The organism is Flavobacterium chilense (genome assembly GCF_001602525.1).
GTDB lineage: Bacteria > Bacteroidota > Bacteroidia > Flavobacteriales > Flavobacteriaceae > Flavobacterium > Flavobacterium chilense.
This window is the reverse complement of the sequence record NZ_LSYT01000005.1, coordinates 240305-256261: the sequence shown is the minus strand read 5'-3', so window position 1 is coordinate 256261 and position 15957 is coordinate 240305. Positions and strand designations below refer to the sequence as shown.

17 protein-coding genes are annotated in these 15957 nt (G+C 33.2%); 6 read left to right on the top strand and 11 right to left on the bottom strand.

The annotated features are described in order from the left end of the window. Positions 1-111: 111 nt before the first annotated feature. Positions 112-690 (bottom strand): non-canonical purine NTP diphosphatase, encoded by a 579-nt coding sequence (locus A4F88_RS13790; protein ID WP_068843192.1) that lies wholly within the window; start codon positions 688-690, stop codon positions 112-114. Positions 691-777: 87 nt separating this feature from the next. Between A4F88_RS13790 and A4F88_RS13785 the strand changes: the two genes are divergently transcribed. Next, positions 778-2556, top strand: coding sequence for an ABC transporter ATP-binding protein (locus A4F88_RS13785; protein WP_068843191.1), 1779 nt, complete (start codon positions 778-780; stop codon positions 2554-2556). Here the strand turns inward: A4F88_RS13785 and A4F88_RS13780 are convergent. Beyond that, positions 2537-2923: a ribosomal maturation YjgA family protein gene (locus A4F88_RS13780; protein ID WP_068843190.1), complete on the bottom strand. Its 387-nt coding sequence runs from the start codon at positions 2921-2923 to the stop codon at positions 2537-2539. The genes A4F88_RS13785 and A4F88_RS13780 overlap by 20 nt on opposite strands. Positions 2924-3044: 121 nt before the next feature. Between A4F88_RS13780 and A4F88_RS13775 the strand changes: the two genes are divergently transcribed. The 3 genes from A4F88_RS13775 (at position 3045) to A4F88_RS13765 (ending at position 5308) form a co-directional block, all read left to right on the top strand. Further along, positions 3045-4223, top strand: coding sequence for a glycoside hydrolase family 88 protein (locus A4F88_RS13775; RefSeq protein ID WP_068843189.1), 1179 nt, complete (start codon positions 3045-3047; stop codon positions 4221-4223). A 7-nt stretch (positions 4224-4230) separates the two neighbouring features. After that, positions 4231-4635 carry a hypothetical protein gene (locus A4F88_RS13770; RefSeq protein ID WP_068843188.1) on the top strand — a complete coding sequence of 135 codons (405 nt, stop codon included), beginning with the start codon at positions 4231-4233 and terminating at the stop codon, positions 4633-4635. A 235-nt stretch (positions 4636-4870) separates the two neighbouring features. Next, the gene (locus A4F88_RS13765) at positions 4871-5308 is read left to right on the top strand and encodes a hypothetical protein (RefSeq protein WP_068843187.1); all 438 of its coding nucleotides are present in this window, start codon (positions 4871-4873) and stop codon (positions 5306-5308) included. Positions 5309-5389: 81 nt separating this feature from the next. Here the strand turns inward: A4F88_RS13765 and A4F88_RS13760 are convergent, their stop codons facing one another. After that, positions 5390-6901 (bottom strand): FMN-binding glutamate synthase family protein, encoded by a 1512-nt coding sequence (locus A4F88_RS13760; RefSeq protein WP_068843186.1) that lies wholly within the window; start codon positions 6899-6901, stop codon positions 5390-5392. Between the two features lie 33 nt (positions 6902-6934). Beyond that, on the bottom strand, positions 6935-7717 hold the full coding sequence (locus A4F88_RS13755; protein ID WP_068843185.1) for an NYN domain-containing protein: 783 nt from the start codon (positions 7715-7717) through the stop codon (positions 6935-6937). Positions 7718-8255: 538 nt separating this feature from the next. Here A4F88_RS13755 and capB point away from each other — a divergent pair. After that, positions 8256-9515: a cysteate-C-fatty acyltransferase gene (capB, locus tag A4F88_RS13750; protein ID WP_068843184.1), complete on the top strand. Its 1260-nt coding sequence runs from the start codon at positions 8256-8258 to the stop codon at positions 9513-9515. Positions 9516-9636: 121 nt separating this feature from the next. Further along, positions 9637-10119, top strand: a complete 483-nt coding sequence (locus A4F88_RS13745) for a hypothetical protein (RefSeq protein WP_068843183.1) — start codon at positions 9637-9639, stop codon at positions 10117-10119. 111 nt (positions 10120-10230) lie between these two features. On the opposite strand, the gene A4F88_RS13740 is transcribed toward A4F88_RS13745, so the two are convergent. From A4F88_RS13740 to A4F88_RS13710, 7 genes are all read right to left on the bottom strand, one after another. Then, the gene (locus A4F88_RS13740) at positions 10231-10860 is read right to left on the bottom strand and encodes a 3'-5' exonuclease (protein WP_068843182.1); all 630 of its coding nucleotides are present in this window, start codon (positions 10858-10860) and stop codon (positions 10231-10233) included. Further along, positions 10860-12779, bottom strand: a complete 1920-nt coding sequence (locus A4F88_RS13735) for a DUF294 nucleotidyltransferase-like domain-containing protein (RefSeq protein ID WP_068843181.1) — start codon at positions 12777-12779, stop codon at positions 10860-10862. The genes A4F88_RS13740 and A4F88_RS13735 overlap by 1 nt, the downstream gene beginning before the upstream one ends. 144 nt (positions 12780-12923) lie before the next feature. Further along, positions 12924-13697, bottom strand: coding sequence for a TerC family protein (locus A4F88_RS13730; RefSeq protein WP_068843180.1), 774 nt, complete (start codon positions 13695-13697; stop codon positions 12924-12926). 25 nt (positions 13698-13722) lie between these two features. Next, entirely contained in the window at positions 13723-14094 is a 372-nt protein-coding gene (locus tag A4F88_RS13725) for a DNA topoisomerase IV (protein ID WP_068843179.1), read from the bottom strand. Between the two features lie 192 nt (positions 14095-14286). Then, positions 14287-14862, bottom strand: a complete 576-nt coding sequence (locus A4F88_RS13720; RefSeq protein ID WP_068843178.1) for a DUF1572 family protein — start codon at positions 14860-14862, stop codon at positions 14287-14289. 158 nt (positions 14863-15020) lie between these two features. Next, complete coding sequence (locus A4F88_RS13715) at positions 15021-15593, bottom strand: pentapeptide repeat-containing protein (protein ID WP_068843177.1); 573 nt, start codon at positions 15591-15593, stop codon at positions 15021-15023. A gap of 54 nt (positions 15594-15647) precedes the next feature. Beyond that, positions 15648-15869, bottom strand: a complete 222-nt coding sequence (locus A4F88_RS13710) for a DUF6095 family protein (protein ID WP_017498392.1) — start codon at positions 15867-15869, stop codon at positions 15648-15650. Positions 15870-15957 lie beyond the last annotated feature (88 nt).

Here is a 15957-nt window from a genome sequence, read left to right as displayed (position 1 = left end):
CAAAAAGTTACACGATATGTAAAATCATTTTTAAAACCAACTGAAAAAATTTGAGAAAAAAAACGTCGTGAAATATCAATTTTCTAGTCTAAAATGTTGTATTTTAAACAATTATTTAGTGGAGTTCAGATAATCAATCAGTTGCTGGGTTGCCTTTCCGCGATGACCAATTTTATTTTTAATTTCAGCAGCTAATTCTGCAAATGTTTCCGTGTAATTTTCAGGTTTAAAAACCGGATCATAACCAAAACCATGATCTCCGGTTTTGCTTAAAGTAATTTCTCCCTTTACAATTCCGGTAAAAAGATGCTGTTCGCCTTTTAGGTTTAAAGCAATAACGGTCTTGAACTGGGCGCTGCGATCTTCTTTCGCTGATAAAGCATCCAAAAGCTTATTCATATTATCATCAGCATTGCGTTGTTCTCCCGCATATCTTGCTGAATAAACACCAGGTTCTCCGTTTAAGGCATGAACTTCTAAGCCTGTATCATCTGCAAAACAATCGTAACCAAATTTTTCTGTTACATAGTTTGCTTTCAAAATTGCATTTCCTTCAATCGTATCTGCTGTTTCAGGGATATCTTCGTAGCAGCCAATATCTTCAAGACTTAATAATTGTATAGATCCGTTTAGGATGCTTTGAATTTCTTTAATTTTATTGATATTGTTAGAAGCGAATACAAGTTGCATGGTATATAAATTTATAATGTTTAATACTATCTTTAAAACACAAATTTAGAATTCTTATATTTGATATAGGATTAAAAATAGAAATAAATGCAATTATCAGTCCTGTATAAAAAAATAACTCCTTTTGTAAAACCTTACAAAAAAATGGTAATTGCCACATTACTGCTTACATTTTTAGGTTCGTTTGCTGCACAGGTAAATGCCTTAATACTAAAATATACAGTTGATTCAATCAGTAACCTGATGGTAGCTCATGAACCTTTATCAAAAGGATTTCATTTATTGGGGATTATTAGTATTGTTTTGCTTTCGAAAGAACTCGTGTATTCTGTGGTGCAATTTGGACAGAAATTTTACGGAGAAAAGCTTCGAATTTTTATTACAAGAGATATTTCTCAGGCTATTGTCGAAAAAATTCTGAGTTATCGAATGGAGTTTTATACTTCAGGTGAAAACGAAAGCGGAAAACTGCAAACCAGAATCGATTTGGGTATTAGTAGTCTGACCAGACTCGTTCAGAATTTTTTTATTGATATTCTTCCGTTGTTTGCCAATGCATTTGTGGCTTTGGTATTGATGTTTTATGCCAATGTTTATGTAGGGTTAGTAAGTTTGTGTATTATCCCGATTTATTTTTATGTTAGTCAGTTACAAGCGACTAAGCTAAGCGGATTTAGAAGAAGAATGCGAAATTACCGTGAAACTAAAAATAACGGAATTATTAGTTTAATCGAATCTATAACGGTAATTAAATCCTTTGTAAGAGAGCCGATGGAAGCAGAACGCCATCAGGATATTCAATACGAAATGACCGAAAATCAGCTGGCGACCAGAAAAACCAGTTTTATTTTTGAAAGTGTAAAAGGATTTATTGAACAAATAGGTGTGGTTATTATCATTATTCTTACCGCTTATTTTGTTTTGAATAATACGATGACAATTGGAGCAATTATGTTTCATATTATGTTGTTCAACAATGTTTCGTCTCCTATCAGACAGTTGCACCGTATTTATGATGAAGTAAACGATGCTTTAATATATTCTGAAGGATTTTTTGATATTCTGGAATCTGATCATGAAAAAGAAACGAGTGGAGATTATATTCCGGAAAAAATCGTAGGACTTATTGAAGTTAAAAACGTCGATTTTGTTTATCCAAACGGAACTCAGGCGCTTTATAATATTAATTTTACCATAAAACCAAACGAAACAAGTGCTTTGGTTGGATTAAGCGGGGCCGGAAAAAGCACTATTATTAATTTGCTGGATAAATTTTATCTGCCTTCATCAGGTCAGATTTTTTTGGATGGAGTCGATCTGAATGATTACAATACTGATTTCCTGCGTAAAAATATTGGATTGGTTTTGCAGAAAAATCACATTTTTAAAGGTACAATTGCCGAAAATATTCTTTACGGAAAACCAGAAGCTTCACACTCTGAGATTATAGAGGCTGCTCAACAGGCTTATATTCATGATCAGATCATGCAATTGCCTAAAGGATATGATTCTGATGCGCATTTGCTTTCAGGAGGACAACAACAGCGTATCGCAATTGCGAGATTATTTTTGAAAAATCCGCCTATTATTTTCTTGGATGAACCTACTGCGAGTTTAGATGCTATTGCGACAGAGCAGATAAAAAAATCATTGGATGCCATAAAAAAAGACAGAACAGTAATTATTATTTCGCATAGTATTTCTCAAATTATTGATGCCTCCAATATAATAGTTCTCGAGCAGGGAAGGTGTGTCGAGAAAGGAACACATGATGAACTGTATGATAATAAATCAGTCTACTATCAAATATTTACAGCAATGGCGAATAGTTTGAATATTGATAAAATTACGCAGACGTTTGATTGATGTTGTCTTTTAAAATTATTCTTTCTGTGATGTAAGCTGAGGCTGCACCAAAAGTATATGCTAAAATATCAGACCATAAAAAGCCTTGCCCTAAAACATATCTTCCAAAAAGAGTTTGTCTCAACTCAATGATCCATTCTGCCTGATAAAGCTGAAAGAACTCAATTGCATAACAGGTTAATAAAGCTAAAATCAGAATTTGAAAAAATGTTTTGCTGATGAATACGATTCTAATCAAAAGATAGATCATTACAGCATAAAGAAAATCACCTGTACATAATGGAATAAATGAAATTTTTCTGGAGAGAATTCCAAGGAAAATAACCAAAAGAAAAAGGATCGAATAATAAATTCTGGATTTATTCAAGTTTAGTTGTATTGGTAAAAATTAGTACTTTTTTAGGTAAACAAAAATACAAAGATTTAGATAGAGTCTTCTTATTTTATAAATTTATCGGTTCTATAAACTTTCTATCAAAATTAACCACATGAATTCAGGATTTATCACCTTGATATTAGCTTTGTTTCTTGTAGCAACACAAAGCTATTCTCAAAAAAACAATTCGTTTAACATTAAAAAGCAACTGAATTATTGCGCAGAACAAGCTTCAAAAACATTAAAAGTGATTCCAAATGACGGAACTTCACCAAGAACAATTCCTAACGGAAGCAAAGACTGGAAATTTGTAAGTTACAAAGACTGGACAAGCGGTTTCTGGCCTGGAGAATTATGGTATTTGTATGAAGCCACCGGAGATAAAAAATGGGAAAAGGAAGCAGATAAATTCAGTCGGTTCTTGACCCCTTTATCAGTTAGTAAAGCTGCTGATCATGATCTCGGTTTTCAGATTTTTAATAGTTTCGGAAACGGATATCGATTAACAAAGAATCCGGAATACAAAGAAATTATTTTAAAAACGGCTGATACGCTGGCGACTCTTTTTAATCCAAAAGTGGGAACAATATTATCGTGGCCGCATAATAAATATGGCGGACACAATACGATTATAGATAATATGATGAATTTAGAATTGCTGTTTTGGGCTTCTAAAAACGGAGGAAATAAAAAGCTTTATGATATTGCGGTAAAACATGCCGAAACGACAATGAACAATCATTTTCGTCCAGATAATTCATCGTATCATGTTATTATTTACGATTATAATACAGGTAAAAAGATAAAAGGAATAACCGCTCAAGGATATAGTGATGATAGTATGTGGGCAAGGGGACAAGCTTGGGCTATTTATGGTTTTACGATGGTTTATCGCGAAACAAAAGATCCTAAATTTCTCGATTTTGCCCATAAACTGACACGTGTTTATTTGGACCGGTTAACTACCGAAGACTTAATACCATATTGGGATTTTAATGCGCCGGGAATTCCAAATGAGCCAAGAGATGCTTCTGCTGCGGCAATTGTATCTTCGGCACTTTTAGAGTTGAGTTCTTATACAAAAGATGTAAATTTGAAAAAAGAATATTTACAAAAGTCTAAAAAGATGATCGTTTCGCTTTCAGAACATTATCAAAGTCGTGATACCAATTCGGCATTTTTGCTGCATTCGACCGGGCACAAGCCAGCCGGAAGCGAAATTGACTGTTCTATAAATTATGCTGACTATTATTATTTAGAAGCACTTTTAAGACTTCAAAAACTAAAATAAATTTATTATGATGAAGAGAATAGCTCAAATTTCATTTGCAATTATGATTGTATTTATGCTGGTAAACTGTAAAAATGCCAAGCAAAAGCTTCAGGAATATGTTGTTTCTTATAATGCGGCTGCTTCGGGCTTTAAGGCTGAAAACGTAACGCTTACAACTGCCCGTGGGTATATCAATGATGATAAAATTGAACTGCGATTTGAAACCAATCTTGAGCAAAACGAACCGAATAAAGTGGCTGCCAATACATCCTTTCCTAATCTGTTGAAAGATATGATTCGTAAAAATCAAATTCCTAAAGATTTGGTAGAAGAAGGTGTGCAGTTTGATGCTTATTTTCTGGCTGATGATAATACTGTTTTGGTGAAACAGATCATAAATAAAGAATCAATACCAGAGTTGTTAAAGTAACGGAAACGTTCGTATCTCTTAATAAAAAAGCCTCTATAATTATTTTTAAAGAGGCTTTTTTAGTTGTTTGAAGCTGAGATTGACTTTTTTATTCGGTTTTTGTTTTTGCATTTAATTTCGCTGTAATTGATTTGTAGTCAAATAATTACATTTTGTGTTTTTATGAGTTTAAGTTGTTTTTGTGTTTTAAGTTTGTTATGTTTGAGTTAAAAATTAACCAAAAACCAAAAAAATTATGAAAAAAATTACCCAAATCGCATTTGCTTTTGCTGTTTTAGCGTTGCTGGTAAGTTGTAAAAATACCAAGCAAAAAATTCAGGAACATGTAACTACTTATAACAATTCGTCTTCGATAAAAGGGCACGGAATTACAAGTACATCAGCCAAAGCATTTTTAAATGACAATAAAATTGAAATAAGGATTGAAACTAATCTGGAAGAAAACGATTCTAATAAATTAGCTTATAAAGAATCATTTCCGGATTTGCTGAAAGAAATGATTAAAAATGATCAGATCTCTACGGCTTTAATTGAAGAAGGTGTAACTTTTGATGTTTATTTTTTAGCCTATAATAATGCTATTCTAGCTCAACAATTAGTCAATAAAGAAGAATTGGCTATTTTAGAAAAAGGAGCAGCTACTGTACAAAATAAAGAAACAGCTAAGCTTTGATTCAATAAAGTAAAAAGATTTTTTAATAAATATAAATCAAAAAAAAGCCTCTTTTACAATCTAAAAGAGGCTTTTTATTTTTTAGTGTTTGGTAACATTTGTCAGGATATCCGGAAAGTAAAGATCAGATAAATTGGCAAATTCATCACCACGCATGAAAATATTAATGTCTACATCGGCAAAGCTTTTCTTGCCTGCTGCCGCAAGAAGTTCATTGGCAGAATGTAAAGTATTTTTATGAAAATGATACACACGATCAGATTTGTCAGTAACCACTAAACCTTTCATGAGCATTTTGTTTTGAGTGGCAACTCCTGTCGGGCATTCGTTATTATGACAACGCAGAGCCTGAATACAGCCCAATGAGAACATAAAACCTCTCGCACTGTTGCACATATCAGCACCTAATGCAACTGCATGCAGAATAGAATAACCGGAAATAATTTTTCCGCTTCCAATAATGCGCATTTTGTCACGAATATTTAAACTGATTAATGTTTTATTGACAAAAATTAAGGCTGGTTCAAAAGGCATTCCAACGCCATCGGCAAATTCTAACGGAGCAGCTCCGGTTCCGCCTTCGGCTCCATCAACGGTTATAAAATCAGGATAAGTATCTTCTGCAATCATTTCGTGACAAATAGCCTCAAATTCGGTTGTGTTTCCAATACAAAGCTTAAATCCAATTGGTTTTCCGTTTGATAATTCCCGCAATTGAGCAATAAAACGAATAAGCCCTTTAGTGTCTGAAAAAGCATGATGACCCGGAGGAGAAAGAATCATTGTATGTGGTTCAACACCTCTGATCTTAGCAATTTGCTCCGTATTTTTAGCTGCAGGAAGTACACCACCGTGACCTGGTTTTGCACCTTGCGAAAGCTTAATTTCGATCATTTTAACGTTAGGAAGATTGGCTTTTTCTGAGAATTTTTCAGGACTGAAGTTTCCTTCGGCGTCACGGCATCCAAAATATCCGGTACCAATTTGCCAGGTAATGTCGCCACCTCCGGCAAGATGAAATTCAGTCAGACCACCTTCTCCGGTATTTTGATAGAAGTTTCCTTTTTGAGCACCAATGTTTATGGCACGAACGGCATTTTCGCTAAGCGAACCAAAACTCATAGCAGAAACGTTAAATAAAGAAGCGAGATAAGGTTGTTTACAGTCTTTTCCACCTACTAATACACGAGGTAATTCTTCGTTTACTTTTGCCGGAAAAATAGAATGTTTTATACCTTCGTAACTATCATGATTCAGGTTTTGTTGTGTTCCAAAAGGTGTGCTCGAATCAATATTTTTAGCTCTTTGGTACACTAACGAACGTTGATTTCGTGAAAATGGCTTTCCGTCAGTTGATCTTTCGATAAAATATTGCTGAATTTCAGGAGCGATCATTTCAAATAAATACCTGAAATAGCCCAGAACCGGAAAGTTTCTCAGAATAGCATGCTTTTTCTGAATCGTATTATAAACTCCAATAACCAATAATATTGGAAGAATAATTACGAGTAAAAAACCACGTTTGGTGTAAAGGTAAATTGCCAGAACAATTAGAAACAATAAGAATCCGTAGATAAAGAATTTTTTTCTCATGTTTTTAAAAAATAAAAAGTAATAATTTGATAATTAGTTGAATCTTAAACGAACATATACGTGTTTGATTCCTTTTTTGTCTGATTCTCTTTCGTCAATTTCAAGAATATCAGTCAATGATTTTAGCATTGGCGTAAGCTTAGAAAAGCCATAATTTCTAGGGTCAAATTCGGGTTTCTTCTTTACAATAAGATTTCCAACATCGCCAAGAAATGCCCAGCCATCATCGTCTTCAATATCTTCAATCGTAGCTTCGATAAGTTCTATGGTAGGAGCATCAATTTTGTGTAGTGCTTTTTCGGCAGGTTTTTCAACAGGTTTTTTAGCATCTGCAGCAGTAACTGTTTTGGGTTTTTTCTTCTGGATTGCCCCGTCTAAAACCTCAATATAAATAAACCTGTCACAGGCAACAATAAAAGAATTGGGAGTTTTCTTTTCTCCAATACCGATCACTTTCATACCGGATTCTCTTAATCTGATTGCTAAACGGGTAAAATCGCTGTCGCTGGAAACAATGCAAAATCCGTCTAATTTTCCGGAATAAAGCAAATCCATGGCATCAATAATTAAAGCAGAATCGGATGAATTTTTCCCAACAGTATAACTGTATTGTTGAATAGGAGTAATGGCGTGTTCGAGTAAAACACCTTTCCATCCGTTAGAATTTGGTTTAGTCCAATCGGCATAAATTCGTTTGGTAGTTGGCGTTCCAAATTTTGTTATTTCTTCCATCATACCTTTCACATTACTGTAAGGTACATTATCGGCATCAATAAGAACAGCTAATTTTAAATCTTTTGAGGTGCTTAAGGCCATTATTTAGGTGTTAGAAAATTAGTACTTTCAAAGGTAAAACTAAAATTGGTTTTATTAAGAATCAGATATAGAATAAGTGGTGATTGTTCTGTAAATTATTCTGGTTATAAATAACAGTTTCTTTGTAAAAAGATACTAAAAATAAAACTATCTTTTGTTGTAGATATGGATATATCTATAAGGATCAGTTAGTAGATCTATGTTTTGAAAAGTGTATTAATTGCTGAATAAAAAATAAATAGAATTTTAATCCCTTTTTGGGTTTTAGTGTTTTTTTAATGCAAAACATCTTTTTTCTATCTTTATATTTAAGCAAAAATTGAGGTTTTGATGTCGAAATATAACCTTTATTTATACTGATTTAGGTTTTTATCTAAAGTTTAATCTTGTTAAAAATTTTAGATAAGTAAAGGGAATTCTTTTGAAGATCAGTATTTACAATATTTTTTAAGAAAAATAAATGGCTCACCCAATTTTAGAATAATAATCATTATTTTTGCACCCTGTATAAAATAAAATTATTACTACACTATATATTATGGTAAAAGATTTATTCGAAAGAATTCAGGACAATAAAGGACCTTTAGGAAAATGGGCTTCACAAGCAGAAGGTTACTATGTTTTCCCGAAATTAGAAGGAGAGTTGGGACCAAGAATGACATTTCACGGAAAAAATATTCTAAACTGGAGTTTGAATGATTACCTCGGCTTGGCTAATCATCCTGAAGTTCGCCAGGCAGATACAGATGCAGCAATACAATTTGGTGCAGCTTATCCAATGGGAGCTCGTATGATGTCAGGACATACAAAATACCACGAACAATTAGAAGAAGAACTGGCTGCTTTTGTAATGAAAGAATCAGCTTATTTATTAAATTTTGGTTACCAGGGAATGGTATCTATTATCGATGCCTTGGTGACTAAAAACGACATTATTGTTTATGATGTCGATTCTCATGCTTGTATTATTGATGGTGTTCGTTTACACATGGGTAAACGTTTTACATACAAACACAATGATCTTGAAAGTATGGAGAAAAACCTGCAACGTGCTACTAAAATGGCATTAGAAACAGGTGGTGGTATTTTATTTATTACCGAAGGTGTTTTTGGAATGCGTGGGCAACAAGGAAAATTGAAAGAAATTGTTGCGATGAAACAAAAATACAATTTCCGTTTATTAGTAGATGATGCACACGGTTTTGGTACACTTGGAAAAACAGGTGCCGGAGCAGGTGAGGAGCAGGGAGTACAAGATGATATCGATGTGTACTTCTCTACTTTTGCAAAATCTATGGCAAATATTGGTGCTTTTGTAGCAGCAGATAAAACCGTTATTGATTACTTAAAATATAATTTACGTTCGCAAATGTTTGCAAAAGCGTTGCCAATGATTCAGACAATTGGGTCATTAAAACGTTTGGAATTATTGCGTAATTCATCTGAAATCAAAGATAAACTTTGGGAGAATGTAAATGCATTACAAAATGGTTTAAGAGAAAAAGGATTTAATATTGGAGATACAAATACTTGTATCACACCAGTATACTTAGAAGGAAGTATTCCGGAAGCAATGGTTATGGTAAATGATTTAAGAGAAAATTATGGTATTTTCCTTTCTATTGTAGTATATCCGGTTATTCCAAAAGGAATTATTTTGTTAAGAATGATCCCTACTGCTTCTCATACTTTGGCTGATATTGATGAAACATTGAGTGCTTTTGAAGCAATTCGTGAGAAATTAGTAAACGGAACTTACAAAGAAATTGCAGAACGTACAACAGTAGACGTTTCGTAAGGTCTTTTAGAAATAGATTCCCAATATGGGAATTATATAAAAAAATCCATTCTTATCAGGAATGGATTTTTTTTTATTTAGGCTAACTTTATATCATAATCACAAAATAAAAAGACAAATTATGAAAAAACTATTAGCAATATCGACCCTTATTTTAACCGTTTTTATTTCATGTAAAAAAACGACCACTACTGAACCGGTACAAATTACTCCAAATCCGCCAAAAGAAGCTGAGATTGCAGAACCTGCCGGAAATCAGTGCTACGCTTCAAAAGCAAATAACAGCACTATTGAATTGAGTTTTAATGTTAATTCGCATCAGGAAGTGAATGGGAAATTGCATTATGACATTTCCGGAAAAGACAAAAATGAAGGAACTATTGTTGGAAACATGAAAGGTGATACTTTAATTGCAGATTATACCTTTATGTCTGAAGGAGTTTCTTCTGTAAGAGAAGTGGCTTTTTTGCAAAGAGAAGGAACTCTTATTGAAGGTTATGGAGATGTAGTTACCACAAACAATAAAGTATCTTTTAAAGACAAAACAAAGCTGAAATTTGATCAAAAAAATACCTTGACTAAAGTAGATTGTAAAGTAGAATAAAGTTAAAGAATGCTATATAATGCAAAAATCCATTCGCTTGGGGACGAATGGATTTTTTGTTTATAATTTGGGATAAAGCAATGCTAAGAATACATTATATTTCAGCATTTTTTATTTAAAAAGCGAATTCAGATTAACATGTTTTTTCTCTTTTAGCTTTTTTACAATTTTCAAAAAAGCAATTGCAGTAATGTACGCATCACCCAAGGCGGTATGACGGTCTTTTTTTGAAATATCAAATTTATCAGCAAGATCATCCAGTGTGTAATGATCTTTTCGTTCAAACAAATGCGATTTAATTAAAGTCTTTTTATACAAATAAGCTGTATCTAAAGTTTTGTTTGTTAATTGCGGGAGTTCGTTTCTTTCTAAAGCTTTATTGATCATCGTAATATCAAAAATAGTATGATGTGCTATGATTATCGAATCTTCCAAAAAATCCAGAAACTGCTGTAAAACCTCTAATTCGCTTGGACGTTTAACAAGCAAATCTTTTAAGATACCATGAATCTGTGCTGTCGATTTGTCGTAATGATCCTGTTCGATATAAACTTCAAAACTATTTTGTATTGCGATTGTTCCGTTTTGTAGAACCAAAGCACCAATACATAATATCCGGTCGTGATCATAATCAAAACCAGTGGTTTCGGTATCTAAAACCACAAAACGGGTTTCTTCGATTGTGGTATTTTCATCAAAAGGTTCTTCTTCTTTTTTCCAGAAATTAAGTAAACTCTTCATTATACCAGATTTGAAATATTAAAACGGACCGAAATTAATTCCTGAAGCTCTTTAATCGTTTTAAATGTTCTTTTTAGTTTAATTTTTTCCATTTTTGATAACGTTTCAAGTGCAATAAATTGTCCTGAATCGTGATGTAAAAGTCCTTGTTTGGTTCTGAATTTCAGTAACGCTTTAAACGAATAAGAACAGGATAAATACAATTCGCTGTTATTGGGCTCTAACTCTGCCAGTTTTTCGAATCGTTCTGCAGTATTGCTAATCGATTTAACCGAATGGGACAGGATCAATACACGTGCAGCATCCGTTAAGGGCATTAAAGCTCTTCTTTTAATATCAAAATGATCTTTATTGGCTCCGTCCTGTTCTACTAAAAATTGCCTGAAAAAACCGGTTGGCGAAGGACTTTGCAAGGCACCACTAACCAAATGAACGTAAAAAACAGGATTTGCTTTTACGTTTTCAAATATAAATTCCGAAAGTTCATTTACAATTTCAGTATCTCCATACGTGAGGCTATAATCAAAAAATATAAAAGAAAGTAATACTTCATTTTTTCCGGGATTTGTTATCCAGTGTTTTACCTGACTTTTCCATTCGTCCAGACTCATACACCATTTTGGATTCGAAGCCATCATTTCGGCAGGACAGTAATCGTAACCAATATCAAAAAGACCTTTGTTGACAAGGGCAGCAAATTTTAGGAAATAGATTTTTGTTTCGTCTTTAAAAACTTCCGATACATTTTCATAAACAATCGCATTGTCCTGATCTGTATGAAGCATTTGTTCGCCTCGTCCCTGGCTGCCAAGTGCCAGCCACGCAAATTTTACGGGAGGGGGACTGCTCATTTTATCCAGACAAATTTCAATAACACGATTCGTACAAGCCTCATTAAGCTCTGTAATGATCTTTGTAATCAGCGTCATCGGAATATTTTGATCCAGATAACCTTGTAATAATTGCATAATCTGGTTGCGAATTGGCTTTATTTCCTTGATTTTTTTAGTTCGTTTTAAAGCCTTTATTAAAACAGCCGGATTGTTCCCGAGCGCAACCATTACATCGTGTTTCGATAAAATTCCAACTGCTTTTGTGTTTACAGTACCATCTTTTGTTAAACATAAATGACTGATATTACTTTTCATCATGGCCATCTGTGCTTCGGTAACCGTCATTTTTTTGGGATACGTAATAACAGGTTTTGTCATAATAGTTTCCGCAGTTGTGGTAATGGGATAATCTCCTGTGACAATTTTATTACGAAGGTCTTTGTCTGTTAAAATACCAATAGGCAGCATTTCATCAACAATTAATATGGCACCCACTTTTTTCTGATTCATGATCTTGGCAATATCGCGAACTGTTGTTGACGGGCTACAAGTCACAATTTTCTTTGAATATTTAATTGGAGCCAGATCAAAAGAATGATTACTGGAATGGAGATTGTCATTTAGTGCATCATCTCCGTATAATTTATCTTTATGAATATCAGAGTACGGATTTCTGGTGTTTGAGGCGTAACTTTCAATCAGGAAATTACCAACATTTCTGTTTTCAAGCGCATAAGGTTTAAAAACCGAAATGGGAATAGCATATAATATGGTTTCTTCGTGCGCAACAGCTTCCATGATGTAGTTTTCCTGAGCTAATAACGGACGTAATCCAAAAATATCTCCCTCATCACACATATCCAAAACAGTGTTTTTTGTACTTTTTTTGAGTGCGACAGCTCCTTTGTGAACGACATAAAATGAATCATGGGTTTTATCGTTTTCGGCAAAAATCACAGCGTCTTTATCTTTATAAACAATAGAAATCTGTTCAGATAATTTTTCTAAATCTTTTTGATGTAAAAAGCTAAAAGGAGGGAAGCCTTTTAAAAAGTCGGCAACCCTTTGCGAAATGGTATTTTTCATACGTTAGATTTGGTTCTAAAGTAAGACTTAAAATAGAAATGTAAAAGAAACACCTTTAAACTTTTTTTAATTTGCCTTAAAACATGAACTTTTATTTGCCTGAAGTGCAGGATAAAAAAAAGTTCCAAAAAGGAACTTTTAAATTTATGATTGTTTTTTTCGGATTCGCATATTGATAAATTCTACCGCCAGCGAAAAAGAAATCGCAAAATACAAATAACCTTTAGGTACCGCGCCAATATGCTCCCCGGCAAGCGAAGCATTCGATAAATGCATGCTTTCAGTAATTAGCATAAATCCTATCAGGATCAAAAATGAAAGTCCTAATATTTGAATAGAAGGGTTTTTATTCACGAAATTTCCAACCGGAACAGCAAATAACATCATTACCATAACCGATATAATAACTGCTGTAATCATAATCGTCAATGCACCAGGAACACCATTTGTCATACCAACTGCTGTTAAGATAGAATCGACAGAAAAGATTAAATCGATCAGTAAAATTTGTAAAATAACATTCGAAAATGATTTTTTGGCAGCCGTTTCTATAGTCTTTTCTTCATCACCTTTATGATCTACCTTTTCACTAATTTCTTTGGTACTTTTATAAATTAAAAATAAACCTCCCAAAAACAAAATCAAAGCCTGTCCGGTAAAATCGCCTTCAAACCAGCCCCAGTTAATACTAAATAATGTAGCTTTCATAGCAATTAAATATGAAATCCCCATCAATAAAGCAATTCGCATAAACATAGCGAGAAACAAACCAATTCTTGTTGCCTTTTTGCGATCTTCCTCAGGTAATTTTCCAGTTACAATCGAAATAAAAATGATATTATCAATTCCTAAAACAATTTCAAGAAAAGTCAGCGTCAATAAAGCGATCCATGCATCGGGATTCAAAAAAACTTCCATACCAAAAATTGTTTCGTTAGATTAATTACTCCACTTTTACAACCGTACCACGTTGTTTCTGATCAGAACCTACCATACCAAATTCAAAAGTATATGAATCCTTAGAAGTAGTTAAAATCTTCATGCTAATAGCTTTTTCTTCGGCCATATTTTTTGGGTGTTTCTTTTGCAGAATATATTCGCAATCACTTACCCAGCGTACAGTTGAGGTATCCGTTTTTCCATCAAAAGTTTCAATTTCAATACCATCTTTGCGCTCAAAAACGGTAGTTTTTTTTACGCCATTTACTTCAAACTCAAACTTGAATTTTCCGTTTTTAAAATCTTTACAATTGTGTTCAGCATTGTAGCAGGATACCAAAGCCAGTATCGGAAATAAGAATAGTATTTTTTTCATTTTAAATAAGTTGTTTTTTTTAGGAGCTAATCCTGCTTTTCATTACAATCTTTTTATTTTTTAAAGAAAAAAATAAAAAGGATTTTCATTGCAATCAGGGCTAGAAAGTACAAATGTTTTTCATGTGATCCTCAGCAGACCCGAACAATTTCGTTCTTAAAAGGGCTTCGACTTTGCTCAGCCTGACAAGAATTATTTCAGTCTTTCTAATTCATCATCCGTAAAGTTCTTAATTTCTTTTTCCTTAGCAAACTTTTCGGCATTGTAATTTCCTGATTTATTTTTCGGGATCGATAAACTGTCCCAGGAACCATTTTTAAGCTGTTTGGCATAAAAAACAATTTGCCCAATATGATAAGGATAATGTGCCAGTTGACGACTTATAGCTTCGATTACGGTATGACCTTCATTACGGATATAAATAATGTCTGAAAGCTGTTCCGGTTTTAAGCCATTCAAAGCATTTTCAAAGCAATCCCATCCTTTATTCCAAACCACTAACACTTCTTCTTTTGATCGTAAGTCGTTTTCAAATTCAGCATCACGGTTTCGCCATTCTTTTTCACCATCAGAAGTCAGGAAATCTGTCCATCTCGACAGCATATTGCCAGAAATATGTTTAATTATAGTCGCAATACTATTGGTATCATCGTTTACAGATATAAAAAGCTGTTCAGGCTGTAATTGCGCTATTGCTTTTTCGCCAAGCATTTTGTAATATAAAAATTGCTTTTTAACGCTTTCTAAATAAGATTCATTTGCTTCCATAAAACATACAATTTTAGAGTACTTTCCGCTACGGAAATATGTTATTGTTCGCTACGAATTTGCACAAATTCTATATTTCAATGAAAATAATTATAACTTTAATTGGGGTGAATTTGTGAAATTTACAGCATTTTGTATCATTATTAATGCCCGGATTTTTAAACAATTTTAATATCGTATTTATCTAAAAGCCCAACGATTCCCTGAGTAGAAAACTGTGCTTTTCGCATTGGGTTAAATTCCGGATCGATTTTATAATTATAAGCTGTCCTGAAATCAACACTGGCTAATTGAGTGTCGTTAAAAATAGCGCCTTCTAAATTGCAATTATCAAATAATGAACTGGTCAGGTTGCAGCCAATAAAAGCGACATCTCGTAATGATGAATTGATAAATTTGGTCTTTGGCATTTTTTTGTTAGAGAATGCCGCATAATCAAGTGCACATTCTTCAAAATAAACCTGAAATAAAAAATCGTCGCATTCGTTAAAGGCAATTCCTAAAAGCTTACAGTTTTTAAAAGTCACATTTTTTAGATTTGTACCTGACAAACTTGTCATTGACAAATTGCAGTCGATAAATTCGCAATCTAAAAAAGTATTATAAGCAAAATTGCTATTTGAGAAATCACAGTTTTTAAAAACACAATCTTCAAACTCCCGATTGTTTATTTTTTTATCAATGTAAATGACTTTCTCGAAGGTTTTCTGAATGTGAATTAGACTTTCCATAACTTTGCTTGTATAGGGAGATTTAAAAGAATTAGTTGTAATTAAATCAGAGTGTTAGTCATTAAATAACCCTTTCATAATGATTTTTAATCCGTAAAAAATTAAAAACATGGCACTTAGACAAGCCACAATTCCAATTCCTAAAACCAGATAATGCCAGTTGGTATGCTGATTCATGAAAGCATTATATATTAAAGAAGGACCAATAAATAATAGAGGCAGTGAACCTGATAAGTATTTAATTCCTTTTCCCAGTAATTCTTTATTTGTTGCCATATTTTAATTTTGTTTCAGGTTTTTTTGTTTCAAGTTTCAAACTCTGCCTAAAACTTTACATTCTTTGTACAAACAATGCCGAAACATT